This window comes from Nonomuraea sediminis (assembly GCF_018531495.1).
GTDB classification, from domain to species: domain Bacteria; phylum Actinomycetota; class Actinomycetes; order Streptosporangiales; family Streptosporangiaceae; genus Nonomuraea; species Nonomuraea sediminis.
In genome coordinates, this window is record NZ_JAHDTI010000002.1 from 738,416 (window position 1) to 762,733 (window position 24,318).

The window sequence follows — 24,318 nt, forward strand, 5'->3', positions numbered from 1 at the left end:
ATGCAGATCTGGCAGCCGCACGCGGTGTCCGGCGTCACCTCGGTGCGGGTCGGGGGTGTCGAGATCACGCTCGACGCGGAGGTCACGGTGACCGGCGTCGGCGATCGTGTCTGGGAGCTGGACGCGCCGGAGGCGAGCGCGGCCCAGTGGCGTGTGCCGTGCGTGGAGGTGGAGGCGTACTGGACGCCGAGCAGCGGCACCCGCTGGGTGCCGCCCATCTGGAACGCCCCTGCCACCTCGCGCCTGACCTCGGGTTCCCCCGTCGCGTCGCTGGTCGGGCGCGATGGCGCGAACGTGTGCACGGTGGCGCTCGCCGACGTGGCGGGCCGTACGTCGATCACCAGCGGGGTGATGGAGGAGACGGGCGAGTTCGCCATGACCGTCCAGGGTCAGGGGCTGCGCATCAGGCTCGACCTGTCCGAGCGGCGCTTCTCCGCGGCCCTGGCCGAGGTCGCCGCCTGGTGGGGCGAGGCGCGCACGCCTCGCCAGGCGCGGCTGCCCGTCTACTCGACCTGGTACAGCATGCACCAGGAGGTCGACGAGAAGGGAGTGGAACGGCAGGCCGCGCTGGCCAAGGAGCTGGGCTGCGACACGATCATCGTGGACGACGGCTGGCAGACGGCCGACCGCGCCCGCGGGTACGCCCACTGCGGCGACTGGGAGCCGAACACCGCGGCCTTCCCCGACATGGCCGCGCACGTCGAGCGGGTGCACGAGCTCGGCATGGCCTACCTGCTGTGGTACGCGATCCCGTTCGTCGGCAAGGCCAACCCGGCCTTCGCCCGCTTCGAGGGCAAGTTCCTGCGCTACCTGGACCACATGGACGCGGCCGTGCTCGACCCGCGCCATCCTGACGTGCGCGCCTACCTCGTCGGCAAGCTCGCCAGGGCGGTCGAGGAGTGGCGGATGGACGGGCTGAAGATCGACTTCGTCGACAGGTTCGCCACCCCCGGCGGCGATCCCGAGCCGTCGCCCGGCGCCGACTGCGCCGACGTTGATCAGGGCGTCCTGCGCCTGATGGCCGAGCTGGACGCGCGCCTGCCCGGGATCCTCGTGGAGTACCGCCAGCCCTACACCAGCCCGGGGCTGTGGCCCTACGGCAACATGATCCGCGCGATGGACTGCCCGCTGAGCCCGCAGGAGAACCGGCAGCGGACCGTGGACCTGCGGCTGATCGCGGGACTGCAGGCCGTGCACTCCGACATGATCCTGTGGCATCCGTCGGAGCCCGACGAGCAGGTCGCCGTCCACCTGATCAACGCGCTGTTCTCGGTGCCGCAGATCTCGGTCGACCTCCAGGCGCAGCGGCCAGGACAGCTGGCCGCGATCAGGTTCTGGCTGGGGATCTTCCGCGAGTTCCTGGACACGCTGCAGCTCGGCACCCTGGAGCCGGACCAGCCCGAGCACGGCTACCCCCTCGTGCGGACCTACGATGGGCACGCCATGGTCATCGCCCGGTACGCGCCTCTCCCCGTCGACGTTCCCGCCGACGGCTGGGCCGAGCTGCTGCTCGCCAACGCCGCCGCCGACACCCGCGTCGTGCTGTACGGCGAGGCGGCGCAGACCGTGGAGTCCGTGGTATACGACTGTCGCGGGACCCGGGTGTCCGAGGCCTCGCTGTCGCTGTCGCCGGGAGCGACCCTGGTGACCGTACCCGTGGGCGGGCTGCTGCGGCTGCGCCGTACCGAGGAGGAGAGCTGAAGATGCCAGCACGCCGGGCCCGCGGAGTGAGCATCGAGGACGTCGCCCGCGCGGCCGGTGTGTCCCGGCAGACCGTCTCCAACGCACTCAGGGCTCCGCACCGGCTGCGGGCCGAGACGCTGGAGCGGGTGACGGCGCTGATCGAGGAGATGGGCTACCAGCCCGACCAGTCGGCGAGCAGCCTGCGCTCGGGGACCAGGAAGGTGTTCGCCTACACCACGCCGGAGACCGACCCGGCCAACCCGAACGCCCTGATGAGCGGCTTCCTGGAGGCGCTGGTGTCGGCGGCGGGCGCGGCCGGCTACCGGATACTGCTGGTGCGGCCGCGCCCTGGGCAGGAGGCGGTGCGCGCGCTCGAGGAGGTCATCGCGGCGCGGACGGCCGACGCCTTCCTGCTGTCGGACGTGCTCGAGGGCGACGCCCGGGTGCGGTTCCTGAGCGAGGTGGGCTTCCCGTTCGTGGTGTTCGGCCGGACCGAGCCCGAGCTGCCGCAGTCGTGGGTGGACGTCGACTCGGTGCAGGCGATGATCGACGTGGTCGGGATGCTGGCCGAGCGCGGGCACCGGCGGCTGGCCTTCCTGGGCATGTCGGCGGATCTGCCCTGGCTGCGCCACCGCGCCGAGGGTTTCCGCACCGGGGTGCGCCGCTTCTCCCTGGTGGCCCACGAGGCCACCGCCGAGCAACCGGACGAGGTCATCGACGTGGCGCAGACGCTGCTGCGGCGCCGGCCGCGGCCGACGGCGCTGGTTTTGGTGGACGACTGGCTGGCGCCGGGCGTCTACGCGGCCGCCCAGGCCGAGGGACTGACCGTCGGCACCGATCTTGCTGTGACCGGTTTCAACGACATGCCCTATGCCCGGCTCCTGCAGCCGCCGCTGACCACGGTGCGGCTGCCGCTGCGGCGCCTGGCCGACGCCCTGGTCAGCCGCCTGCTGCAGCTCATCGAGGAGCAGGTGCGGCCCGAGGCCGGGCTGTTGCTGCCTGCGGAGCCGGTCGTCCGGGCGAGTGTCTCCTAAGGATTTGATCGTTCATGCAGCTGACTTCCTCCTCTCCCGAGCTCGTGGAGATGTTCGACTGGGCCTGCCGCAAGGCGCTGAGCTGGGCGCACGAAGGCGGCAGCGTCGGCCCGGTCGACGTCGACGAGTACACGCCCGGCGGCACGGGCACCGGCGTGTACCTGCCGTCGTACTGGGCCGGTTACGCCCACCGCAGCGGGTTCTACTCCCGCGACTTCGTCCACCAGCTCACCGGTGCCCACCTGCTCGGCCTCGACGAGGCCAACCTGGCCATGCTGCGGTGCTTCGCCGCCTCGGCCACGCCCGAGCACGGGCACTACCCGGTCTGGGCGTTCAACTTCGACGGCTCCTACCTGGCCATCGACTACCACGGTCCCGACCGGTTCGTCAGGGAGATCCCCGCGGTCTTCGAACTGGTGGAGGCCGCCGAGACGGCCTACCGGTGGACCGGTGACACCCACTATGTGAGTGACCCGGTCCTGCGCGCCTTCTACCTGAACACCACGGGCCCCTTCGCGGACACCGCGCGGGGCACGGGCGGCGGCATCTTCGACGGGGTCGCCACCTACAACGAGCTCAGTGGCGAGCCCCTGGCCGAGGCGGGCGACACGCTGGCCACCCGCTATCAGGCCTACCTGGCGATGGCGGGACTGGGCCATGAGCCGTTCGCGCGTAAGGCCGCCGACCTCAAGCGGCACTTCAACCAGGTGTGGAGCGGCACGGGCAGCGGCCAGGACATGGTCAGGGGCTACACCGTGGACGGCCGCGCCGTCACCGGCTGGGGCGGCGAGAACAGCGTGTTCATGCCGCTGAAGAACCTCATCGACGCCGGGCCGCGCAACGAGAGCTACCTCGACCTCGTCGACGCCCACGGCCGCGCCGACAACATCGAGGCGATCACCTACCTGCCCGACGTCTTCTTCCGCCACGGCCGGCCCGACACCGCCTGGAAGTGGATGCGGGAGATCTTCGCCGCCCGCGACGTCCCGCACGTCGCGGGCGGGCTCAACGGCGACTACCCGGAGGTCTCCTTCACGCTGGTCAGCCAGATCGTGGCCGGCATGCTCGGGATACGGCCGGACGCACCGCACGGGGCCGTCGAGATCAACCCCAAGCTGCCGGTCGGCGTCGACTGGCTGGAGGTCCGCGGGATCCCCGTCGGGCGCGGCCGCATCGCCGTACGGCACGAACACGGCACGACCACCCTGACCAACCTGTCCACCGACGTCACCTACACCTGGTACGGCGAGCCGCTCGCCCCCGGGGCGGTCAAAACACTGTCACGGACCGAGTGATCCGGGCGGCGGGTCCTAACGTCGCCGTCATCATGCTTGTACTACGGTCCGACGAACTCCGCCGGATTCAGTAGAGACTTGTCTGGTGAGCAGGGAGAGCAGGCCGCCGGTTTCGAGTGCCTCGATCGTGGTGTTGACGTTGGCGCGGCGGGTCGAGGCCGAGTTGAACGCGGCGTTGGCGCCGTTGGATCTCACCGTCAGCAAGCTCGGGCTGCTCGGGCACATCGCGAGCGTGTCCGGGGCGTCCTTCAGCGACCTGGCCCGGATGTCGGGGATCACCGTGCAGACCGTGCATGCCGCGGTGAAAGGGCTGGTGAAGGCGGGGCTCGTGCGTGATCTGACCGCGCGGGCCGGGTCGGCGTCGGCGATCGAGATCACGGATGACGGGGCTCGGCTGCTCCAGGCGGCTCAGGAGGTCGTGACGGGGGTTGACGAGCGGCTCTTCGGGGCGGAGGCGGATCCGATCCAGCGGCGATTGGGGGAGGCAGTGCTGACAGCTTTCCGCGAGATGCTCGACTCGAAGGCCTGACCTTCAGGGCGGCTGAAGCTTTCGCTAGGCTTCAGGCATCCTGAAGGTCGGAGGAGATCCTATGGATCATGTCCTGCTGTCGGTGCATGTGATCGCCGGCATCGTGTTCGTCGGCGGCTCGGCCGTCGCGACCAGCCTGTTCCCCCGGTACGCGCCGGTCGCCGCCGCCGATGGCGCGGGTGAGCGGAGTGCGGCCGTCGCGGGCGTGCTGCATCGCATCACCCGTGGGTACACGGCGCTCGGGCTGATCGTTCCGGTGGTCGGGATCGTGCTGGCGTTCGTCCAGGGGCGGATGGGCGAGGCGTGGGTGACCGTGTCGATGGTGCTCACCGCGGTGGCCGGGGTGCTGCTGGCCACGCAGATCTATCCGCGCCAGCGGGAGGCGCTCGCGACACCGGGCGACGCGGCGAAGCTGCGCACGCTGTCCATGCTCGCGGGGTTCTACAACCTGGTGTGGGCGGTCATCGTCGTGCTCATGATCGTGAAGCCGGGGGCGTGATGCGCGTACTGAGAATCGCGGCGGCCTTCGAGGCGCTGTCCCTCGTGGTCCTGCTGGTCAACCTGTTCACCGTGCACGCCAAGCCGGTCAGCAGTCTGGTCGGGTCCCTGCACGGCATGTCCTACGTCGCGGTGATCGCGGCGGCGTCGATGACGTCGGCCGTCGCCGGGGTCAGGTGGCTGGCCTGGATCCCCGGTATCGGCGGGGCTCTCGCGTTGCGACGGCTCAGGTCGGCGAACGAGACGTAGGTCACAGAAAGAGCCCTGTCACAATGCGCCGCGCGGTTCCGTCAGAAAGATGAAACCGCAGGTAAGCAAGGAGATCACGATGGACGCACGGCTCAACTTCTACGGCAACGGCGTCGCGGCCAAGTTCGCGAAGTACATCAACTCCGCGGGCAAGGTCGTGGCCGACTCGACGCTGCCGGCCGCCACGCAGGAGCTGGTGAAGATCCGGGCCAGCCAGATCAACGCCTGTGCGATGTGCACCGACATGCACACCAAGGACGCGGCGCACGCGGGCGAGACCCAGACTCGGCTGAACCTGATCGCCGCCTGGCGCGAGTCGACGGTCTTCACCGATGCCGAGCGGGCCGCGCTCGAACTCACCGAGGAGGGCACCCGCATCGCTGACGCCGCCGGCGGTGTCAGCGACGAAACCTGGGCGAAGGCCGCCAAGCACTACGACGAGGACCAGCTCGCCGCCCTGGTGTCACTGATCGCCCTGATCAACGCCTATAACCGCATGAACGTGATCATCCAGCAGCCCGCCGGCGACTACCAGCCCGGCCAGTGGAGCTGACCAACCCCAACCCCCGAAGCACCGTAGCGGCGGCGCCCGTCCCCGACCCGCCGCCCCTCAGCCCGAAGTACGGCGGGCACGCAACTGGGCCTAACCCTGCCTCCCGAAGCGCCGTAGCGGCGGGCAACCGTCCCCGACTCGCCGCCGGCGCCGGTCACAGGCCCTCAACCGAAGTACGGCGGGCGGCCGGTGGGGCGGCTTGCCGTACAGAAGCAAGAAGTCAGGCGAGGGTGGCGGTGAGGGTTTGGTGGCCTATCTGGGCGATCAGGGGGTGGTCGGAGGAGTGGGACAGGAAGGCGAGGGAGAGGGCGAGGGCCCAGCCTCGGGCGCGGGTCCAGGTGTGGGGGTCCGCTTTGTAGGTTGTGCGGAAGGTGTCGTGGTGGTCCGGGGGTAGGAGCATCCAGGCGACCGACAGGTCCGTGGCCGGGTCGCCGGCGGTGAGGTCGCCGAAGTCGATGATGCCGGTGATCCGGGCGTCGTTGACGAGGATGTTGGCGGGGTGGAGGTCGCCGTGGAGCCAGACGGGTGGGCCCGGCCAGCGGGGGGCGGCCAGGGCGGCGTCCCGGACGCGGCGCACGGCGGGGGTGTCGACGAGGTCGCCGAGGGTGTGCAGGTTCTTGGTGTCCACGTCGCTGCGGGCCGCCAGGGGGATGCCGCGGAACGGGTTGGCGGGGGCATCAGGGGCGGCGGGGGTGTGGAGAGCGCGCAGGAAGGTGGCCAGGGTTCGGGCGGCGTCGTCCCAGGCGGGCGGGTTGTGCCAGGCGATCCGGCCGGGTAGCAGGGAGACGACGCTCCACGGCCACGGATAGCCGAGTGCGGGACGACCGATCCGGGTGGGAGCCGGGATCGGCAGCGGCAGGTGCGGCGCGAGCTGCGGTAGCCACTGCTGCTCGTTGGCCAGCAGTCTCGCTGCCACCTCGCGTCGCGGCAGCCGTACGGCCAGCGAGGGCCCCAGCCGGAACATGACGTTGTCCCACCCGTTGGCCAGCGGCTCGATCGCCAGATCGGCCAGATCGGGATGCTGGTCGGCGAGCAGCCGCCTGACCAGGTCGGCGGTGACGTCCACTTCGGCGGCGGGCATCGGGTTGGGAGCCACCTGGCGACCATATACGCGTAACAGCACGGCATCAGCACCGTGACAGCGGGCGCGAGCATCGTTGGGGACATCCGAGAAGGAAGGAACAAGGGGATGTCACACGAGAAGCTTGCTGAGTTCATCCGGGCCGCCGCTGAGGAGTTCGGCATTCCGGGGGCCGCTGTCGGCGTGTGGGTGGGGGGCGAGGAGATCTATGCCTGCCACGGCGTGACGAGCATCGAGAACCCGCTGGCCGTCGACGAGAACACGCTCTTCCAGCTCGCCTCGATCACCAAGACGTACACGGCGACCGCGCTGATGCGCCTGGTCGAAGCGGGCAAGGTCGAGCTGGACGCGCCGGTGCGCCGGTACGTGCCCGAGTTCCCGCTGGACGACGAGCAGGTGACCGTGGGACGGCTGCTCAACCACACCGCGGGCCTGGACTGGGCGGTCATCGTGGACACCGGCGAGGGCGACGACGCGCTGGCCGCCTACGTGAGGAAGATGGGGGAGCTCATCGCGCCGCCCGGGACCCGCGCTTCCTACAGCCAGGCGGGCTACAACCTGGTGGGGCGGGTCATCGAGAACGTCACCGGCCTGCCGTACGAGAAGGCCGTGGCCGAGCTGGTGCTCGGGCCGGCGGGGCTGGAGAACAGCTTCTTCGCGGCCCAGGACGTCATCACCAGGCGGTTCGCCGTGGGGCACAACCTCGGCGAGGACGGGACGCTGTCCGTGGCGCGGCCGTGGAAGGGGACGCGGGCCAACAACCCGGGCGGCGGCCTCGTGTCCTCGGTGGCCGACCAGCTGCGGTGGGCCCGCTACCACCTGGAGGGCGACGCCACGCTGCGCGGGATGCGGGAGCCGACGGTGGCGCTGCGGGCCAGCTCGCTGGGCGACGCCATCGGCACCGCCTGGTTCCTGCGCGACGTCGACGGCGTGCGCACGGTCGGGCACGGCGGGTCGGCCAACGGGATGTTCGGCGAGCTGCTCCTGGTGCCGGAGCGCGACTTCGCGGTCGTCGTGGTGTCCAACGCCGGCCCGAACGGCATCCCGTTCGACCAGGCGATCGTCCGCTGGGCGCTGGAGCACTACCTGGGCGTGATCGACCGTGACCCGGAGCCGATCCCCTTCGACGCCGCGCGCTTCGAGGAGATCGTCGGCACCTACGACATCGACGCTATGACACTCACCATCACCGCCGACGGGCAGGAGCCGGCCATCGAGGTCCGCATCAGGCCCGAGATCCGCGCCGCCGCCGACACCGAACTGCCCCAGGACCATGCCCCGTTCCCGTTCGGCCTGCTGCCGGGCGACACGGACGAGTACGTGATCATCGAAGGCGCCTTCAAGGGCCAGCGCGGCTTCTTCACCCGCGACGCCACCGGCACGATCACCGGCGTCGACCTGGCCGGCCGCCTCTTCAATCGGACGTGACATCCACGGAACAATCATGGGCATGGCATGGGTGAGCACTCTGGCGGTCGCCGTGTTGTTGTCCGGCATCGGCGATCCGTACTTTCCCGCTGACGGGAACGCGGGCTATGACGTGAGCCATTACCGGCTGGATCTGCGCTACCAGCCCGGGGCGGATCGGCTGGCGGGGACGGCGGTGATCCGGGCGAGCGCCACGCGGGATCTACGGCGCGTGAGTTTCGACTTCCGGCTCGACGCGAGTGAGGCGCGGGTGAACGGGGTGCAGGCGGGACTGGTACGGCGGGGCGGCAAGCTGGTCGTGACGCCGGAGGCCGCGTTGCCCGCCGGTAGGCCGTTCAGCGTGGAGGTGCGGTACTCGGGGGTGCCGTCCAGGGTGGTGATCGACGGCGAGCGCCCCTGGAAGGCCACCCCGGACGGGGCGTATTCGACGGCCGAGCCGCACATCGCCTCGGCGTGGTTCCCGTGCAACGACCACCCGCGGGACAAGGCCACCTACGACGTGTCGGTGACCGTGCCCGACGGCACCCAGGTGATCTCCACCGGCGTGCTGAAAGGCACCGACAGGCACAGCGGGTCGACCACGTGGCACTGGCACGGCTCCCGGCCGCAGGCGAGCTACCTGCAGACGCTGGCCATCGGCCACTACGCGATCAAGCGCGGCACCGCCCCCGACGGCCGGCCCATCGTGACCGCCTACGACCGCAGGCTGAGCAAGTCGATGCGGAAGGCCGCGCAGGACAGCCTCGAGCGGACGCCGGAGGTGCTGGCCTGGGAGGAGAGCCTCTTCGGGCCCTACCCGTTCGAGGCCGAGGGCGGGATCGTGGTGGCCGGGGACGACTCGGAGGACGCCGAGGAGTTCCAGACCAGGCCCGTCTATCGCAGCGGCGCTGCCGACCTGACGACCGTGGTGCACGAGAACGCGCACCAGTGGTTCGGCGACTCGGTGTCGGTGCGCTCCTGGCGCGACATCTGGCTGAACGAGGGCTTCGCCACCTACGCCGAGTGGATGTGGTCCGAGCACCTCGGCAAGGCCACCGCCAGACAGCAGGCCGCCGAGGCGTACGCCAGGACCGACTGGCGGATCCTGCCGGGCGACCCGGGACGCGAGCACCTGTTCGACGACCCGGTTTACAACCGAGGGGCGATGACCCTGCAGGCGCTGCGCGACACCGTGGGCGACAGGGACTTCTTCGCGATCGTGCGCGCCTGGGCCACCCGGCACCGCTACGGCAACGGGTCGACGCCGGAGTTCGTCGCGCTGGCGGAGAAGATCTCAGGCAAGCGGCTGGACACACTGTTCCGCACGTGGCTGTTCACCAAAGGGCGACCTCACGGCCGGATGAGCACATTCGCCAGCTCCCGCCAGCCCTGACGTGGGTCGGGGAGGAGGACGTTGATGGCCACCTGGTCGGCACCGGCGTCGAAGTGAGCGTCCACGTCGGCGCTGATCCGCTCGAGAGTGCCCCAGGAGGCCACGGCGTCCACGAGGCGATCGCTCAGCCTGGAGATGTCCTCGTCGGTGAAGCCCTGGGAGCGGAAGCTGGCCACGTACCCGCCGATCTTCGACAGGAAGGACAGCGGCGTCCTGATCAGTGCTCTGGCCTCCGCGGGATCCGTCGAAGGGACCACGAACTGGTTGATGACCAGGGTCGAGTCCTCACCCAGGATCTCCCGCGCCCGCGCCGTGTACTCGGGCGTGACCAGCAGCGGCAGCGAGCCCGCCGTACGGTCACGGGCCATGGCGAGCTTGCGCGGGCCCATCGCCGCCAGCATCCGGCGCTCGGCCGGGATGACCGGGTCGAGCTCGTCCAGGTAGGCCTCCAGCGCCGCGAGCTGCCGCGGCTCCTGCCGTCCCCCGAGCCCCACCAGGAAGCGCCCAGGGTGCTCCTTCTCAACGGCGGAATACGTCTCGATCACGGTGGAGGCGTCATAGAGGCCCGTCGGGATGATGGAGCTGGCGACCGTCACCCGCTCGGTCGCCCCGATCACAGCGCCGAGCGGGTCAAGCGTCCGCAGCTGCCCACCCGGCAGCCAGATCGTCGAGTAGCCGAGCCGCTCGAGCTCGGCGGCGTCGTCAAGGTAGGTGTCGGTCACGTTCAGGCCCACACCGATGCGGCCAAGATTCAGTCGAGTCATGCGGCCACGCTAAAACCTCAACCGCAGTTGAGGGCAAGCTAGTCGATGACGCGGCCGTTCTGGGCGGTGGCGTTCTGGGTGAGGGACATGGCCAGCGGGGCCTCGGGGAGGTTGGGGATGTCCCGCAGGGCCGCGACGAGCTGCTCGACGCTGTCCCAGTGCCAGGTGTCGGAGTAGGTGCCGTCCTCCAGTGCGATGAGCCGGGTGTCCGACAGGCCGGGGTGCTTGGCGCGCACCGCGGCGATCAGTGCGCCGCGGCGGACGATCAGCTCGTCCAGGTTGGCCGGGTCGACGGAGTAGATGTGGGTGCGAACGGCGGTCATCGGGTCCTCCAGGTGGTTCGTTTCGGCTACGGACACGAGCTTGCACGCCCCGGTTAATACATTCGCGATGCATCGACGATGCGTGTGTGAGGTTCGCGGGCAAGGCGGCGAACTCACCGACGAGGGCTCGGCATCGAGGTGGACGCCGCCGCCGTCGAGCGGGCGGCCGAGGTCGGCCACCGGTGGCGGTCGCCGGTCTGGTGCCGCGACGATGGCAGCCTCGCGGAGTGGTGACTTCTTACAGAGTACGGACGATCTACCTCGTGATGGCGTTTTTGCAGGTCAGGCATGCGAGGCTCGCCTCATGGCAGTGGTCGCGCTCCTGGCGCTGGTGGCCGTGCTCGTCAGGCTGGCGCTCGGCGGGCCCGGCCTGCTCGGCTGGTACCTGGCCGCGTGGGCGCTGTTCGCCGCCGCCCTGTGGCTGTCGCGGCACGGCCGCCACCTGAAGCTCCTGGTGATCGGCGGCGGCCTGGCCGTCATCGCCACCGGCCTGGCCGGCCCGCCGAGCACCAGCACCGACTCCTACCGCTACGCCTGGGACGGCCGCGTGCAGGCCGCCGGCATCTCCCCCTACGACCACGCCCCCGCTGACCCGGCGCTGGCCCCGCTGCGCGACGGCTGGCTCTTCCCGCCCGGCTGCGGCGGCTGCACCCGGATCAACCGGCCCACCGTGCACACGATCTACCCGCCGGTCGCCGAGGGCTACTTCCTGGTCGTGCACTGGCTCTCGCCCGCCGGCACGCGCCACAAGCCGCTCCAGGTCGGCGGCGCGCTGCTGGCCGTCGCCGTGCTGCTCGCGCTGTGCCGGGCCTCAGGGGTACGGCGGGCCGCCGCGTGGGCGTGGTGCCCTGCCGTACCCATCGAAGCCGTCAACAACGCGCACGTCGACACGCTGGCGGTGCTGCTGGTCGTGCTCGCCTTCAGCGTCAACCGCGGACGGGGGGCGCTGCTCGGCGCGGCGATCGCGGCCAAGCTGCTGCCCGTGGCCACGCTGCCAGGCGCCCTGTCCGGCGTGCTGCGCCGCGGGGTGGACTGGCGGCGGATCCTGGCGATCACGGTGCCCGCCGCGCTGGTCGTGGCGCTGGCCTACCTGCCGTACGTGCTCGTCTCGCGGTCCTCCGTGCTCGGCTACCTGTTCGGTTACGTCCAGGAGGAGCACTATTCGGCGCCCTCCGCCGGCGACCGGTACGCGGTGCTGCGGCTGCTGCTGCCCGACTCGTGGGCGCCGGTGGCCGCGATCGTCGCGCTGGCCGCCGTCACGCTCTACGTGCTGCGGTACGGCGAGCCCGACCGCCCGTGGCACGGCGCCCTGCTGGTGACCGGTTCCCTGCTGCTGCTGTTCACCCCGGGCTACTCCTGGTACGCGCTGCTCGTGGTCGCGCTGGCGGCGATGGACGGCCGGTGGGAGTGGCTCGGCGTGCCGCTGGCCGGCGGCATCGCCTACCTGGGTGGCCCGGCGACCCTGGCCTACACACTGGCGGCCGCCGCGGTCCTTGCAGGCCAGTGGCCTTCCATCAAGCGGCTGGCGGGTCAGCGACCCTTCGTCAAACGGCTGGCGGGTCAGCGTCGATCATGAAGCGGCCGGCCGGTCAGCGGTCGTTCATGAAGCGGCCGGCGGGCCGTTCATCACGCGGCGCATGTCGGAGATCGCGCGGGCGGTGCCGCGGAGCGTGCCGGTGACCTTGGAGCGGCCCCGGCGGCGCAGGTAGGCCACGTCCACCTCGGCGATCCGCCAGCCATGGGCCGCGGCCCGCAGCACCATCTCCAGCGGGTAGCCGAACCGGCGGTCGGTCAGCCCGAGCGCCAGCAACCCGGCCCGCGAGCAGGCCCGCATCGGCCCCAGATCGCGCACGCGCACGCCCGCCCGTCGGCGCAGGTTCCAGGCCAGCACCATGTTGCCGAGCCGGGCGTGCGCAGGCCACGCCCCCGGCTCGGGCACCCGCCGCCCGAGCACCAGATCGGCCTCCCCGGCCGCGACAGGCGCGACGACCTCGGGCAGCTGACGGGGATCCAGCGAGGCGTCGGCGTCCATGAAGCACACCAGCTCAGCCGTCGCCGCCAGCAGCCCCGCGTGGCAGGCGGCGCCGAAGCCCCGGCGCGGCTCGCCGACCACCCGGGCGCCCAGGTCGGCCGCGACCTTGGCGGTGGCGTCGGTGGAGCCGTTGTCGACCACGATCGGGGTGAAGCCGGGCGGGATGCGCTCGAGCACCCACGGCAGCGCGGCCTCCTCGTCCAGGCACGGCAGCACCACGTCCACGTTCATGACTCCCCCAGCGGCGCCGTGGCGAACTCCTTCATCCCGGTCTCGAACCCGATCTCGGCCGCGAAGCCGAGCTCGGCCCTGGCCAGGGCGGGCGAGGCGACGATGTGCCGGACGTCGCCCAGCCGGAACTCCCCCGTCACCACCGGCTCGGACCCGCCCCGCGCAGCGGCCAGCGCGGCGGCCATCTCGCCGACCGTGTGCGGGGTCCCGCTCGCCACGTTGTAGGCCACCAGCCGCCCCGGGGATCCGGCGCCGGCGGCGGCCAGGTTCGCCCTGGCCACGTCCCGCACGTGCACGAAGTCGCGCAGTTGCCCGCCGTCCTCGAACACCCGCGGCGCCCTGCCCGCCTCGAGCGCGGACCGGAAGATCGCGGCCACCCCCGCGTACGGGGTGTCGCGCGGCATCCGCGGCCCGTAGACGTTGTGGTAGCGCAGCGCGACCGCCGTCCCGCCCGTCTCGCGGGCCCATCCTGCGGCCAGGTGCTCCTGGGCGAGCTTGGTGGTGGCGTAGGCGTTGCGCGGGTCGGTCGGCGCGTCCTCGCCGATGGTGGCGTACCGGAGCTCGGCCCCGCACACCGGGCAGGACGGCTCGAACCTGCCCCGCTCCAGGTCGGCGCGGGCCCGCGGACCCGGCCGCACCCTGCCGTGCTCGGCGCAGTCGTAGGCGCCCTCGCCGTAGACCACCATCGAGGAGGCCAGCACCAGCCGCTCGACGCCGTGCCTGGCCATCGCCGCGAGCAGTACGGCCGTGCCGTACACGTTGGCCGAGGCGTAGGCGGGCAGGTCGGACACGTCCACCCCGAGCCCCACCTTGGCGGCCTGATGCACCACCAGCGCCACCCCCGGCAGCACCTGATCCAGCGCCGCCTCGTCCCTGACGTCTGCGCCCTCGCGCAGGTCGAACCCCCGCACGTCGTGCCCGGCTCCCTCGAACGCCGCCACGACATGCCCGCCGATGAACCCGGCCGAGCCGGTGACCAACACCCTCACGCAACCGACGGTAACCAGGCCACCGCATCCGGCTGAAGCACCGGGGGCGTGTCGTTCGCACCCCGTAAGAATCACTCGTCCAGATTCGACATGACGCTGTGCCCGAAGGGGATGACCATGGTCCAGCCTTCGATCAGGTCGTTCATGATCTCGCCGAACTTCTGGACCGGTTCGTTCTTGATGTGACGCTCGAAGGCGGGCTCGTCCGTGTAGACCTCGTAGACGTAGACCACGTCGGGTTCAGCCTCGACCTCCCACAGGTCGAGTCGCAGCGTGCCCGGCTCGGTTTCCCTGGCCATCCGGACGTTCCAGCGCGAGAACTCCAGGAACTCGGCTCGCTTGCCCGGTTTGATGACGAGCCTGACGAGTGCTCCGTACATCTGATGCTCCCTGCCTGGAGTTCCTTGAAGAGACTCCATGACCGTAACATCTAGAGTTCCTTTAGGGAACCCCAACGGGTAGGCCAGCGCACGTCAGAACGGCATGAATAGGATCGGCGCCATGCGTGCCGTCGTACTTGTCGAACCCGGGCCGGTCGAGAACCTGCAGCTCAGGGACCTGCCTGTTCCTGAGCCCAGGCCGGGCTGGGTCCGTATCCGGGTGAAGGCCTTCGGGATCAACCGGTCCGAGTTGCACACCCGGCTCGGGCTGGCCGTGGGCGTGACGTTCCCGCGGGTGCCCGGGATCGAGGCGGTCGGCGTGGTCGACGCCGCGCCCGACAGCGATCTAGAGCCGGGTCAGCAGGTGGCGGCCATGATGGGCGGGATGGGCCGCCAGTTCGACGGCGGGTACGCCGAGTACACCCTCGTGCCCAGGTCCACGGTGGTCCCGTTCTCCTCCGATCTGCCGTGGGAGGTGCTCGGGCAGGTCCCCGAGACGCTGCAGACGGCCTACGGCTCGCTCACCACCGGGCTCGACCTGCGCAAGGGGCAGAGCCTGCTGATCCGCGGCGGCACCTCGGGGGTCGGTTTCGCGGCCGCCGCGCTGGCCCGCGACCTGGGCGCCACGGTCCTGGCCACCTCCCGCAGCCGCGACCGGCTCGCCGCGCTGGCCGAGCAGGGCGTGGACCACCCGCTGCTCGACGACGGAAACGTCGCCGCCCAGGTCCGCGCGATCGTTCCCGGCGGCGTGCACGCCGCGCTCGAACTGGTGGGCACGCCCACGCTGCCCGACACGCTGGCCGCCACCGCCGTGCACGGCACGGTGTGCTTCACCGGCATGCTGTCCAACCAGTGGACGGTGCCCGACTTCTACCCGATCGGCTACCTGCCGACGGGCGTCCGGCTCACGGCCTACGGCGGCGAGGCCGCGGACCTGCCGCCCGCGGTGCTGCAGCGCTTCCTGGACCAGATCGCCTCAGGCGAGCTCAGCCTGGGCCCGGCGACCGTCTACCGCATGGACGAGATCCAGCGCGCCCACGACGACCTGGAGCACAACCGGGTCTACGGCAAGCTGGTCGTCATCACGTAAGGACGCAGGCCGACGAGCAGCGTCCACAGCGGGAACAGGGTCCACACGATCGGCCGGTCACGCCGCTGACGATCGCCGACTTCATGATGGGTCCTCCCCTGGGGTGTGATGGCCCGCACCGGGAGCCTCAGCCCGATCCTGTTTCCGGTGTCAGAGCCACCGTGACCGGGTGGGAGGCGCCGCCGCGGTCCGACAGGCGGCCGAAGGTGAGCGTGAGCCGCTGTCCGGTGGTGGCGCTCGTCAGCCGGGGATGGGCGCGCAGGACCTGGGAGACCGGGCGGTCCCAGGTCACGGTGAGGCCGTCGAGGTCGCGGCAGGGATCAGACACCGTGATCGTGGCCGTGGCGCCGTGCTCGCGCACCAGCACGGCGCAGGGGCCCGAGGCCGACAGCGGGCCCGCGGTGCCCGCTGTCCAGAAGTTCACCGCGATCAGGCCCGGCACCTGGATGCCCTGCTGGTAAGCGGTGTTGGCGATCACCCTGGCCCAGCTCGGGTCGGCCGCGCGGGCCTCGGTCGCCGCCCGGGTGGCGCCGGGCATCAGCAGGTAGACGTAGCTCGCCGAGCTGGGGTCGAGGCCGTGGTCCAGCCAGAGCGTGGTGTAACCCCGCTCGCGCAGCGTGCGCAGACGGCCGTCGATCACGACGTATCCGCCGTGCCCGGCCAGGTACGCCCAGGCCGGCCGTACCGTCAGCGGTGTGGTCGCGCGGCGGTTGTCCACCACGGTCTCGACCGGGACGCCGTCGTCGCAGGTGATCCCGGCGCCCAGGCACACCACGGCGTCCTGGAGGAAGATCCACGACTTGAATGCCTCGAGCGTGCTCTCCAGCCCGTTGAGGTGCTGCCCGACCGTGGCGTGGACGCCGTCGGTGGCCCCGCCGACCCACCGGCCGGGCGGACAGGCGCCGCCCCACGCCTGGCCCGCGCCGTCCGGCAGGCGCTTGGTGGAGACCGTGGTGCCGGGCAGCCGGTAGGGGTCGACGGTGGACCAGAACGTCCCGGAGTACTGGTCGGCGTGCCCCTCGGCCCACCAGTAGAGCATCCCCGCGCCGGTGTGCCAGCCGCGCAGGTTCTCGCCGTTGCCGTGCTCGTAGTGGGCGATCCGGTAGGAGGACATGCTGAGCGCGGCGCACCAGCCTCCCGCCCTGTGCACGGCGCGGGCGCTCATCGGCAGCAGCCGGTGCCCAGGCGGCTCGGGAGCCCCGCTCTCCCACCTGCGGACCATGGCCTGCCACCTGCGGCGATCGGCCGGCGGTGCCGTCTCGCCGAGCAGCCACACCGCCGCCGCCAGCCTGGCGGCGCTGCGCCGGTCGCCGGACGGCGCCCTGCTGATCGCGCGCCCGCGCACCAGGTCCATGCAGGCGCCCGCGTGCACGAACGGCGCGAACCCCCGCTCCACCGTGTCGTGGACGTTGTGCCGCGCCGGATCGGTCACCTCCCACGGCGTGCCGCGGACCAGCTTGAACATCGCCGCCAGCCCCGACAGCAGCACCACCCCGTACTCGCCTTGATAGGGCACGGTCGAGTGCTGGATGAACGACCCGTCGCGGTAGATCCCGTCGCCCTCGCTCACGTAGCGGAACACCGGCGACAGCGCCGAGACCGCCAGCGCCGCCTTGCCCGCGTCGCCGGTCAGCATCGACCGCAGCAGCGTCACCAGGCACAGGTCGACCCGGTTCGCCGCGGTGCTGGTGCCGCTGTAGTCGGCTAACACGCACTCGGGCACGAAGTGGTCCACGGCCTCGGCCAGTGGCCGCCCGTCCCCCAGATACGGCCCGATCAGCACCGCCGCGTCCAGCAGCCGCTTGGGGGTCCCGATCTGCCAGGTCCACCAGTTGCCCGCCGGCTCGGCACCCGCGTGGTAGACCTCCCGCCGGTACCGGTCGATCTCGGCCGCCACCGCCCGCCCCAGCGCCGCATCGCCGGTCCTGGCGTACTGGCGCGCCATCGCCACCACGCCCGACCCCGGCCCGCCGGCCAGCGAGATCTCCCGCCACCGCGACCGCATCGTCCCGAAGTCGTCAGACGGTACGGCCGGCAGCACGGAAACCGCGCCGAGCTGGAGGAAGTCGCGCCGCGTGAGGCCCGTCACGCAAGGACCTTACCCGGGACGGACGCGGGTGCGGCTACCCTGCGGCCATGCGCACAGAGACCGAGACGTTCACGCTCGCGCCCAGGCTCATCAGGGCCGAGATCCTGGCCGTGATGTCGGTCTCGCTGGGCGCCAGCGCGCTGGTGTCGCTGGTCAGGCTCATCGGAGCGCTCACGGCGCCCAAGCAGCTGAAGGGCCAGCAGGCCGTCCTGGTCGGCTCGCTGGCCCCCGGCCGGCCCTGGCTGGACCTGGCGTTGCAGCTGGTCGACATCGCGATCACCGTCGCCCCCGTCGGGCTGGTCGCCTACCTGCTGGTCAGGTCGGGAGAGTCGATGCGCACCATCGGCGTCGACCTGCGCGAACCCCGCCGCGACCTGGTCCGCGGCGCGCTGCTCGCCGCCGCGATCGGCGGCACGGGCCTGGCCTTCTACCTGATCGTGTACGCCGCGGGCGTCAACCTGACCGTGGTGCCCGGCCAGCTGCCCGACGTGTGGTGGCGGATCCCGGTCCTGCTGCTGGCCGCGGCGCAGAACGGGATCCTGGAAGAGGTGGTCGTCAGCGGCTACCTGCTGCACCGCCTGGACCAGGCGGGCTGGCGGCCGTGGCGGGCGGTCGCGCTGTCGGCGGTGCTGCGCGGGTCCTACCACCTCTACCAGGGCTTCGGCGGGTTCGTCGGCAACGTGGTGATGGGCGTGGTCTTCGGCCGCCTCTACCAGCGCTGGGGCAGGGCGATGCCGCTGGTCGTGGCCCACACGCTCATCGACGCCGTCGCGTTCGCCGGCTACGCCGCCCTCCACGGGCGCGTCACCTGGCTTCCGTAGGCGCCTCCTCGGCCGGGCCCGTGAGCTCCCACGAGCGGCGGCGCAGGACGAGCACGTAGTACACGGCGGACAGGACGGCGATCACCACGGTGGCGATCAGGCTCGGCCGGCCGACGACCGGGTCGAGGAAGTTGCGGTAGACGACGTAGGCCAGGGCGAGCAGGGCCAGGATCGGCGCGAGCGGGAAGGCCGGCATCCGGTAGCCGGCGTGCGCGGTGGTGCCGTTGCGGCGGCCGGCGATCGTCGCCAGGCACAGCGCGGCGTAGATGGCGATGATCGTGGTCGAGGTGACGACCAGCAGGAAGTGCTCGTCGACGTAGCAGAAGGCGGCGCCGATCACCCCGGCGACGAGCGTGGCGATCCACGGGCTGCCGAAGCGCGGGTGGATGGCGGCCAGCGCCCGGCTGACCGGCCCCGGCCAGGTGCCGTCGCGGCCGGTGGAGAACACCATCCGGGCGGTGACCAGCACGATCGCCAGCACCGCGTTGAGGATGGCGACCACGATGGCCAGGCTGATGACCGTGTTCAGCGTCGACCCCGCGGTGGCCCCGACGAAGTAGCTCATCATGTTCTGGGCGCCGAACAGGTCCTTGAGCGCGGGCGCGCCGATGAGCACGGCGGTGACCGGGATCAGCTCGGAGGCCACGGTGATGGCCAGCGCCCACAGGATCGTCCTGGCCATGGAGCGCTTGGCGTCCTGGAGCTCCTCGCCCAGGTAGACGGCCGCGCCGTACCCGTTGTAGGAGAAGATCGCCACAGCCGTGGCGGCGCCGATGAGCCCGGCGGAGGCGGCGATGACCGTGCCGTCGCCGCTCGCGGCGACCGGGTGCAGCAGCAGGTCGGCGAAGGAGCGCTGCGGCTTGAGGAAACCGAGCAGGCTCACCACGACCAGCGCGATCATCTCGATGGCCAGGAAGATCCCGGTGATCCAGGCGTTGAGCTTGATGTCGAAGACCGCGAGCACGGTCGCCAGGACCGTGGTGACGGCGCCGACGGTGGGGGCGTGCAGGCTCGGGAAGACGACCGACAGGTAGGTGCCGACGCCGAGCGCGATCACCGCGATGATGAGCAGCTGCGTGACCAGGAACAGGCCGAGCACCACGAACCCGGCCGGCTTGCCGGAGACGCGGGCCACGATCGCGTACTCGCCGCCGCTGAGCGGGTAGGCCGAGCCCAGCTCGGCGTAGACGAAGGCCATGAAGACGCCCACCACGGCCGCGAGCACGTACGCCCAGAAGGCGCCGGTGCCCGCCTGGCCGATGACGCCGGGCGCGATGATGAAGACGGACGAGGCGGGGGTGATGGCGGACAGGGTGATGAACAAGGTTCCCAGAACCTTGAGTCCGCGATGGAGGTGGGGATGCCGGACGTCGACCATGACGCCTCCTGGGGGGCGGCCGTTCTTTGATTGGGTATCAAAGAACTCCGCATAAGCCGCGTCAAGCCCTATTGAGTTTTTTGATTGATGTTAAGAGAATCGCCCTCATGGCACGACCGAGCCGAGCACACGAGAAGCGCGCCGAACTGATCGCCGCCGCGCGTCAGGCCGTACTCAAGCGCGGCATCGCGGATCTGCGGCTGCGCGACGTGGCCGAGCAGGCCGACATGTCCACCGGGTCGGTGCTCTACTACTTCCCCGCGCTGTCCGACCTGCTGCGCGAGGTGCAGCGGGAGGCGGTCGAGCGCTTCTGCGTGGACCGGGAGCGCGCCGCGCAGGCCGAGCCCGACCCGCGGCGGCGCCTGCTCGGCATGATCCGCACCGGGCTGCCCACCAGCACCGACGACGAGCTGTGCGTGCTGCTGCTCGAGCTGGGCACCCACGCCCGCCGCGACCCCGCCTACTCGGCGCAGTACATCCGGCTGTACGAGCGGCAGGTCGCCCTGTATTCCTCGATCCTGGAGGCCGGCGCGGCGACCGGGGTGTTCACCCTGACCCGCGACGCGACCACGATCGCGCGCAGCCTCGTGGTGCTGGAGGACGGCCTCAGCCTCCACCTGACGATGGCCGTGCCGACGCTCGACCACGGGCAGGCAGAACGCCTGCTGCTTGCCTACGCCGCCGACTCGACCGGCTGTGACCTGGAAGGATTCGATGCGAGCACGTGAACTCGGCCTGGAACTGCCCGGCCGCCCAGGACCCGACAACGCCATCACCGACGTGCCGGGCGTGGAGGTCGGCTACACCACGCTGATCGAGGGCGAGGCGGTGCGCACCGGCGTCACCGCGATCCTGCCGCGCGGCAGGGACGGCTTCGACGTGCCGTGCGCGGCCGGCTGGCACTCGCTCAACGGCAACGGCGAGATGACCGGTACGGCATGGCTCAGCGAGACCGGCGTGCTCCGCCTCCCTGTGCTGATCACCAACACGCACGCGGTCGGCCCCTGCCACCGGGGCGTGATCGACTGGGTGGCCCGGCGCAAGCCGGCGGCGGCCGACCAGTGGCTGCTGCCCGTGGTGGCCGAGACCTGGGACGGCTACCTCAACGACATCAACGGCCCGCACGTGCGCCCCGAGCACGCGAGCGCCGCCATCGACGCGGCCAGGCCAGGCCCGGTGGCCGAGGGTTCGGTCGGCGGCGGCACCGGGATGAACTGCTACGGCTTCAAGGGCGGCAGCGGCACCTCCTCCCGGCAGGTTTCCTACGGCTCGGCCACGCACACCGTGGGCGCGTTCGTGCAGGCCAACTTCGGCTCCCGCAAGGAGCTCACCGTCTGCGGCGTGCCGGTCGGGCGGGAACTGGCCGACGACGACCCGCTCGAGGCCTTCTACGCCGGCGCCGGTTCGGTCATCGCGGTGATCGCCACGGACGCGCCGCTGCTGCCGATGCAGTGCACGGCGCTGGCCCGCCGGGTCCCGCTCGGGCTGGCCCGCACGGGCACGACCGGGTCGCACTTCTCCGGCGACATCTTCCTGGCCTTCTCCACGGGTAACCCCGAGGCCTTCGACACGGCGTTCCCGCGCGGCGAGCCCGGCTACGAGCAGGCGAGCTTCGTGCCGTGGAACAGGCTCGACGACTTCTTCGAGGCCGTCGTGGAGTCGGTGGAGGAGGCCGTGCTCAACGCGCTGCTCGGCGCGGAGACGATGATCGGCCGCGACGGCCACCGCTCGCCGGGGCTGCCGGTCGAGCGGCTGCTCGACCTGCTCAGGACGCCGCGAGCGGCGATCCGCCCATAGCCGGGATTGTATTTGCTAGCTGTTTCAGTCACAATTGAAATATGCAACTCGGCCAGATCCAGCAAACGGCGCTACTCACCCTGTATGCCCGGGCCCTGGACAGCAGGCTGTCCAGACCGATACTCGGCGACCCCCTGTCGGCGGACATCGCCTCCCAGATCGACTACGACTTCGCCAAGCTGAAGCTCAAACCCAGCCTGGTGTGCAGCACGGCCCTGCGGGCCAGGAGGATCGACGACGCCGTCCGGGCGTTCACCGCCGAGCATCCGGACGCGATCGTGCTCGACCTCGGCTGCGGGCTCGACACTCGCGCCGCCCGCTGCGCCCCGCCCGGCGGCGTCGACTGGTACGACGTCGACTACCCGGAGGTCCTCGAACTGCGGGAGAAGTACCTGCCCGGCCGCTCCCACCTCATCGCCGCCGAACTGACCGGCGACGCCTGGCCGGCGCAGGTGCCCACCGGCCGGCCCACGATGCTGGTGGCCGATGGGGTGCTGCCGTTCATGCCCGGCGACACGTTCGCCGCCATGGTCCGCCGCCTCACCGGGCACGTCTCCGGCGGCGAGCTCGTACTGAACGGCTACACCCGCTTCGCCGCGTGGGCCATGAAGTACCACCCCACGATCAAAGCGCTCGGCATCCAGGCCGCGCAGGGCTTCGACGACCCGCGCGAGCCGGAGTCGTGGGGCGCCGGGCTCACCCTCGCCGGTGAGCAGCTGCTCTGCCGCGATCCGCTGGTGGCGAAGTTCCCGCAGCCGTCGCGGGCGGCCGCCCGGTTCATGGCGCTGAGCACGGGCATGTCGCGGCAGGGTGCCCGCGTCCTGCGGTACCGCTTCTAGAGACCGCCCACGCGCCGGGCCGGCAGCTTTCTAGTGGGAATGCCTCAGGTGGGGATCGGTGACGCCGTCCGGGCTTGCCAGCCCGGAGGCGTCGCAGCCTGTCGTGCGGGCTCCGGCGCGGTAGGCGCTGTTGAGGAAGCCGAGCGCGGTGTCCACGGGGTCGTCGGCCTGCCGTACGTCGTCGTAACGGAGCACCGCCAGGTGGCTGCCCCCGGACGGGATCCAGGCCGCCCAGTCAGGCCAGAGCTTGTGCTCGGTCAGGTCGGGCGGCTCGGGCGCGGTGTAGGAGTAGAACGCCGGCCAGGGCCGCTCCTCGTCGCCGAACCAGAAGCCGCTGCTGATCACTTCCCAGCTGTAGGCCTCCCTGGTCACCGGGTCGGCCTCGGCGGGCGGCTCCACCTTGCGGCCGGTGAAGCGAGTGACCGCGAGGTCGAAGGTGTGCCAGAAGTGGTGGACCGGGCTGGTCTTGCCGCAGAAGTCCGCCGCGTACCGCTCCAGCACCTGCGCCACCTGCGAAAGGATCACCCAGTACCGGGTGATCAGGGCGGGGTCGTAGGCGGCGTGCTTGGTGTCCTCGGCGAACGGGGTACTGTCGGCCAGGTCGAACGGCACGGCGTGGATCTCGGCGTGGATGCCGAGGTCGTCCAGGATGTCGAAGAGCCCGGCGTAGAAGCTGGCGACCGACTGCCCGATGAGCGGCATGTCGGCGCTGCGGCCGTCCAGCCGGTCGACGACGAGCCGGTGGCGCACCAGGTCGAAGTCGATACAGAAGCCGTCCATGGGCCTGGTGGTCAGGCCCCGGCCGGTGAGGTGGAAGGGCACGTTCCACCAGTGGTTGCGGCGGACGCTGGCGGCCAGCCGTACCTTGCCCACGATCTGGGCGAAACGGTGGAAGGTGTCCTTGGTGTCCACCCACTCGTCGTACGGCATCGCCGGAAATGTCTCCACAAGCGTCACGGTAGCTCAGAGCTGCTTGAGTGTCCTGGCCAGGCTGTCCGGCGAGTCGCTACGCGCCACCATCGCGTCCAGGACCTCGCGGAACGTCTCGATCTTCGCCTCGCCGAGGCTCTGCGCGAGCTCGCGCTCGAAGGCCTGGTGGAACTCGTGCCCCGTCGCCAGCAGCGCGCGGGCGCGGTCGGTGAGCACCAGCAGCTTCACCCGCCCGTCGGACGGGTCGGGCACCCGGTCGACGTAGCCGGCGGCCACCATCTCCTCGACGGTCTTGGCCGCGCCCTGCGGTGTGATCCTGAGCAGCGCGGCCAGGCGGCTGGTCGTGACGCTCTCCTGGGCCAGCACCTTGAACGCGAAGCCGAAGGTGGGCTTGAGGTGCGTGAATCCGTGCTTCGCCAGATGCTCGTGCAGCTCGTCGACGAACTGGTTGTAGGCCAGCCCGAGCAGCACCCCGAAATGGGTCACTTGACGTCCCTCCTTCCCGAGATATACAACTATGGTTGTAAACCTCGGTTGTAGATCTGTTGAGAGGATACCAATGCCGGTTATCAGCGGGGCCACCGCCCCGACCTTTGACCTCCCGAACGCCACCTTCACCGGTCTGGCCTCCCCCAGCAGGGGCGCCAAGGAGACCTGCGTGTGGCGCACCAAGGTCCACCCGGGCGCCGAGCCCGGTATGCACTCCTTCGACCACGAGGAGGTGCTGGTCGTCGTCGCCGGCGCCGGAGTCGCCCACCTCGGCGAGTCCGAGCACCCCGTCGTCACCGGCGACGCGATCGTGGTGCCCTCTGGGACGCAGTTCGGCCTCGGCAACCCGCACGGTGAGCCGCTCGAGCTGATCGTGGCGCTCCCCGTCGGCGCGCTCGCCCACGTGAACGGCCAGACCGTCGTCCCCATGCCCGCCCAGTAGGA

Annotated in this window: 26 protein-coding genes; 16 read left to right on the forward strand and 10 right to left on the reverse strand. The window is 71.1% G+C overall.

Going from position 1 to position 24,318, the window contains the following annotated elements:
* The 7 genes from KIK09_RS11455 to KIK09_RS11485 all read left to right on the forward strand — a co-directional run bounded on the left by KIK09_RS11455 (position 1) and on the right by KIK09_RS11485 (position 5,841).
* A complete protein-coding gene (locus KIK09_RS11455) occupies positions 1-1,701 on the forward strand; it encodes a glycoside hydrolase family 36 protein (RefSeq protein WP_214318779.1) in 1,701 nt (566 codons plus the stop codon).
* Between the two features lie 2 nt (positions 1,702-1,703).
* Entirely contained in the window at positions 1,704-2,717 is a 1,014-nt protein-coding gene (locus KIK09_RS11460) for a LacI family DNA-binding transcriptional regulator (protein ID WP_214318781.1), read from the forward strand.
* A gap of 14 nt (positions 2,718-2,731) precedes the next feature.
* Entirely contained in the window at positions 2,732-4,012 is a 1,281-nt protein-coding gene (locus KIK09_RS11465) for a hypothetical protein (RefSeq protein ID WP_214318783.1), read from the forward strand.
* A gap of 82 nt (positions 4,013-4,094) precedes the next feature.
* Positions 4,095-4,541 (forward strand): MarR family winged helix-turn-helix transcriptional regulator, encoded by a 447-nt coding sequence (locus KIK09_RS11470; RefSeq protein WP_214319609.1) that lies wholly within the window; start codon positions 4,095-4,097, stop codon positions 4,539-4,541.
* 61 nt (positions 4,542-4,602) lie between these two features.
* Complete coding sequence (locus tag KIK09_RS11475) at positions 4,603-5,040, forward strand: hypothetical protein (RefSeq protein ID WP_214318785.1); 438 nt, start codon at positions 4,603-4,605, stop codon at positions 5,038-5,040.
* Positions 5,040-5,288: a hypothetical protein gene (locus KIK09_RS11480; RefSeq protein WP_214318786.1), complete on the forward strand. Its 249-nt coding sequence runs from the start codon at positions 5,040-5,042 to the stop codon at positions 5,286-5,288. The genes KIK09_RS11475 and KIK09_RS11480 overlap by 1 nt, the downstream gene beginning before the upstream one ends.
* A gap of 79 nt (positions 5,289-5,367) precedes the next feature.
* Positions 5,368-5,841: a carboxymuconolactone decarboxylase family protein gene (locus tag KIK09_RS11485; protein ID WP_214318787.1), complete on the forward strand. Its 474-nt coding sequence runs from the start codon at positions 5,368-5,370 to the stop codon at positions 5,839-5,841.
* 220 nt (positions 5,842-6,061) lie between these two features.
* Here the strand turns inward: KIK09_RS11485 and KIK09_RS11490 are convergent, their stop codons facing one another.
* The gene (locus tag KIK09_RS11490; protein ID WP_308164028.1) at positions 6,062-6,937 is read right to left on the reverse strand and encodes an aminoglycoside phosphotransferase family protein; all 876 of its coding nucleotides are present in this window, start codon (positions 6,935-6,937) and stop codon (positions 6,062-6,064) included.
* Positions 6,938-7,030: 93 nt separating this feature from the next.
* Between KIK09_RS11490 and KIK09_RS11495 the strand changes: the two genes are divergently transcribed.
* Both KIK09_RS11495 and KIK09_RS11500 read left to right on the forward strand, forming a co-directional pair.
* A complete protein-coding gene (locus KIK09_RS11495; protein ID WP_214318788.1) occupies positions 7,031-8,350 on the forward strand; it encodes a serine hydrolase domain-containing protein in 1,320 nt (439 codons plus the stop codon).
* Between the two features lie 22 nt (positions 8,351-8,372).
* A complete protein-coding gene (locus tag KIK09_RS11500; RefSeq protein ID WP_214318789.1) occupies positions 8,373-9,722 on the forward strand; it encodes a M1 family metallopeptidase in 1,350 nt (449 codons plus the stop codon).
* Here the strand turns inward: KIK09_RS11500 and KIK09_RS11505 are convergent.
* Positions 9,680-10,486: a TIGR03620 family F420-dependent LLM class oxidoreductase gene (locus KIK09_RS11505; RefSeq protein ID WP_214318791.1), complete on the reverse strand. Its 807-nt coding sequence runs from the start codon at positions 10,484-10,486 to the stop codon at positions 9,680-9,682. The genes KIK09_RS11500 and KIK09_RS11505 overlap by 43 nt on opposite strands.
* Before the next feature lie 38 nt (positions 10,487-10,524).
* Complete coding sequence (locus tag KIK09_RS11510; protein WP_214318793.1) at positions 10,525-10,809, reverse strand: hypothetical protein; 285 nt, start codon at positions 10,807-10,809, stop codon at positions 10,525-10,527.
* Between the two features lie 304 nt (positions 10,810-11,113).
* Here KIK09_RS11510 and KIK09_RS11515 point away from each other — a divergent pair, with 304 nt between their 5' ends.
* On the forward strand, positions 11,114-12,385 hold the full coding sequence (locus tag KIK09_RS11515; RefSeq protein WP_214318795.1) for a glycosyltransferase 87 family protein: 1,272 nt from the start codon (positions 11,114-11,116) through the stop codon (positions 12,383-12,385).
* Positions 12,386-12,409: 24 nt separating this feature from the next.
* On the opposite strand, the gene KIK09_RS11520 is transcribed toward KIK09_RS11515, so the two are convergent.
* From KIK09_RS11520 to KIK09_RS11530, 3 genes are all read right to left on the reverse strand, one after another.
* Positions 12,410-13,072, reverse strand: coding sequence for a glycosyltransferase family 2 protein (locus KIK09_RS11520; protein ID WP_214318796.1), 663 nt, complete (start codon positions 13,070-13,072; stop codon positions 12,410-12,412).
* Complete coding sequence (locus KIK09_RS11525; protein ID WP_308164029.1) at positions 13,069-14,061, reverse strand: NAD-dependent epimerase/dehydratase family protein; 993 nt, start codon at positions 14,059-14,061, stop codon at positions 13,069-13,071. The genes KIK09_RS11520 and KIK09_RS11525 overlap by 4 nt, the downstream gene beginning before the upstream one ends.
* Before the next feature lie 71 nt (positions 14,062-14,132).
* Positions 14,133-14,441, reverse strand: coding sequence for a putative quinol monooxygenase (locus tag KIK09_RS11530; protein WP_214318797.1), 309 nt, complete (start codon positions 14,439-14,441; stop codon positions 14,133-14,135).
* 121 nt (positions 14,442-14,562) lie between these two features.
* On the opposite strand from KIK09_RS11530, the gene KIK09_RS11535 reads away from it, so the two are divergent.
* Positions 14,563-15,531, forward strand: coding sequence for a zinc-binding alcohol dehydrogenase family protein (locus tag KIK09_RS11535; RefSeq protein ID WP_250572897.1), 969 nt, complete (start codon positions 14,563-14,565; stop codon positions 15,529-15,531).
* A 127-nt stretch (positions 15,532-15,658) separates the two neighbouring features.
* Here KIK09_RS11535 and KIK09_RS11540 read toward each other — a convergent pair whose 3' ends face one another.
* Positions 15,659-17,620, reverse strand: a complete 1,962-nt coding sequence (locus tag KIK09_RS11540) for a polysaccharide lyase 8 family protein (RefSeq protein ID WP_308164030.1) — start codon at positions 17,618-17,620, stop codon at positions 15,659-15,661.
* A gap of 47 nt (positions 17,621-17,667) precedes the next feature.
* On the opposite strand from KIK09_RS11540, the gene KIK09_RS11545 reads away from it, so the two are divergent.
* Positions 17,668-18,441: a CPBP family intramembrane glutamic endopeptidase gene (locus tag KIK09_RS11545; RefSeq protein ID WP_214318798.1), complete on the forward strand. Its 774-nt coding sequence runs from the start codon at positions 17,668-17,670 to the stop codon at positions 18,439-18,441.
* Here the strand turns inward: KIK09_RS11545 and KIK09_RS11550 are convergent.
* The gene (locus KIK09_RS11550; RefSeq protein ID WP_275956084.1) at positions 18,425-19,819 is read right to left on the reverse strand and encodes an APC family permease; all 1,395 of its coding nucleotides are present in this window, start codon (positions 19,817-19,819) and stop codon (positions 18,425-18,427) included. The two genes, KIK09_RS11545 and KIK09_RS11550, sit on opposite strands and share 17 nt — an antisense overlap.
* A gap of 107 nt (positions 19,820-19,926) precedes the next feature.
* Between KIK09_RS11550 and KIK09_RS11555 the strand changes: the two genes are divergently transcribed.
* The 3 genes from KIK09_RS11555 to KIK09_RS11565 are packed head-to-tail and all read left to right on the forward strand — an operon-like array spanning position 19,927 to position 22,455.
* Complete coding sequence (locus tag KIK09_RS11555; protein WP_214318801.1) at positions 19,927-20,547, forward strand: TetR/AcrR family transcriptional regulator; 621 nt, start codon at positions 19,927-19,929, stop codon at positions 20,545-20,547.
* Positions 20,534-21,616, forward strand: a complete 1,083-nt coding sequence (locus KIK09_RS11560) for a DmpA family aminopeptidase (RefSeq protein WP_214318802.1) — start codon at positions 20,534-20,536, stop codon at positions 21,614-21,616. Before KIK09_RS11555 ends, KIK09_RS11560 begins: the two co-directional genes overlap by 14 nt.
* A 41-nt stretch (positions 21,617-21,657) precedes the next feature.
* Complete coding sequence (locus tag KIK09_RS11565; protein WP_214318804.1) at positions 21,658-22,455, forward strand: class I SAM-dependent methyltransferase; 798 nt, start codon at positions 21,658-21,660, stop codon at positions 22,453-22,455.
* A gap of 30 nt (positions 22,456-22,485) precedes the next feature.
* Here KIK09_RS11565 and KIK09_RS11570 read toward each other — a convergent pair whose 3' ends face one another.
* Entirely contained in the window at positions 22,486-23,403 is a 918-nt protein-coding gene (locus KIK09_RS11570) for a DUF5996 family protein (RefSeq protein WP_214318806.1), read from the reverse strand.
* Positions 23,404-23,418: 15 nt separating this feature from the next.
* Entirely contained in the window at positions 23,419-23,871 is a 453-nt protein-coding gene (locus KIK09_RS11575) for a MarR family winged helix-turn-helix transcriptional regulator (protein WP_214318808.1), read from the reverse strand.
* Positions 23,872-23,944: 73 nt separating this feature from the next.
* Between KIK09_RS11575 and KIK09_RS11580 the strand changes: the two genes are divergently transcribed.
* Entirely contained in the window at positions 23,945-24,316 is a 372-nt protein-coding gene (locus KIK09_RS11580) for a cupin domain-containing protein (RefSeq protein WP_214318810.1), read from the forward strand.
* Positions 24,317-24,318 lie beyond the last annotated feature (2 nt).

Excerpts from the sequence above, each read along its gene's own strand:
- KIK09_RS11455 (WP_214318779.1), top strand. The coding sequence starts at position 1 with ATGCAGATCTGGCAGCCGCACGCGGTGTCCGGCGTCACCTCGGTGCGG.
- KIK09_RS11460 (WP_214318781.1), top strand. The coding sequence starts at position 1,704 with ATGCCAGCACGCCGGGCCCGCGGAGTGAGCATCGAGGACGTCGCCCGC.
- KIK09_RS11465 (WP_214318783.1), top strand. The coding sequence starts at position 2,732 with ATGCAGCTGACTTCCTCCTCTCCCGAGCTCGTGGAGATGTTCGACTGG.
- KIK09_RS11475 (WP_214318785.1), top strand. The coding sequence starts at position 4,603 with ATGGATCATGTCCTGCTGTCGGTGCATGTGATCGCCGGCATCGTGTTC.
- KIK09_RS11480 (WP_214318786.1), top strand. The coding sequence starts at position 5,040 with ATGCGCGTACTGAGAATCGCGGCGGCCTTCGAGGCGCTGTCCCTCGTG.
- KIK09_RS11485 (WP_214318787.1), top strand. The coding sequence starts at position 5,368 with ATGGACGCACGGCTCAACTTCTACGGCAACGGCGTCGCGGCCAAGTTC.
- KIK09_RS11495 (WP_214318788.1), top strand. The coding sequence starts at position 7,031 with ATGTCACACGAGAAGCTTGCTGAGTTCATCCGGGCCGCCGCTGAGGAG.
- KIK09_RS11500 (WP_214318789.1), top strand. The coding sequence starts at position 8,373 with ATGGCATGGGTGAGCACTCTGGCGGTCGCCGTGTTGTTGTCCGGCATC.
- KIK09_RS11505 (WP_214318791.1), bottom strand. The coding sequence starts at position 10,486 with ATGACTCGACTGAATCTTGGCCGCATCGGTGTGGGCCTGAACGTGACC.
- KIK09_RS11510 (WP_214318793.1), bottom strand. The coding sequence starts at position 10,809 with ATGACCGCCGTTCGCACCCACATCTACTCCGTCGACCCGGCCAACCTG.
- KIK09_RS11515 (WP_214318795.1), top strand. The coding sequence starts at position 11,114 with ATGGCAGTGGTCGCGCTCCTGGCGCTGGTGGCCGTGCTCGTCAGGCTG.
- KIK09_RS11520 (WP_214318796.1), bottom strand. The coding sequence starts at position 13,072 with ATGAACGTGGACGTGGTGCTGCCGTGCCTGGACGAGGAGGCCGCGCTG.
- KIK09_RS11530 (WP_214318797.1), bottom strand. The coding sequence starts at position 14,441 with ATGTACGGAGCACTCGTCAGGCTCGTCATCAAACCGGGCAAGCGAGCC.
- KIK09_RS11535 (WP_250572897.1), top strand. The coding sequence starts at position 14,563 with ATGCGTGCCGTCGTACTTGTCGAACCCGGGCCGGTCGAGAACCTGCAG.
- KIK09_RS11545 (WP_214318798.1), top strand. The coding sequence starts at position 17,668 with ATGCGCACAGAGACCGAGACGTTCACGCTCGCGCCCAGGCTCATCAGG.
- KIK09_RS11550 (WP_275956084.1), bottom strand. The coding sequence starts at position 19,819 with ATGGTCGACGTCCGGCATCCCCACCTCCATCGCGGACTCAAGGTTCTG.
- KIK09_RS11555 (WP_214318801.1), top strand. The coding sequence starts at position 19,927 with ATGGCACGACCGAGCCGAGCACACGAGAAGCGCGCCGAACTGATCGCC.
- KIK09_RS11560 (WP_214318802.1), top strand. The coding sequence starts at position 20,534 with ATGCGAGCACGTGAACTCGGCCTGGAACTGCCCGGCCGCCCAGGACCC.
- KIK09_RS11565 (WP_214318804.1), top strand. The coding sequence starts at position 21,658 with ATGCAACTCGGCCAGATCCAGCAAACGGCGCTACTCACCCTGTATGCC.
- KIK09_RS11580 (WP_214318810.1), top strand. The coding sequence starts at position 23,945 with ATGCCGGTTATCAGCGGGGCCACCGCCCCGACCTTTGACCTCCCGAAC.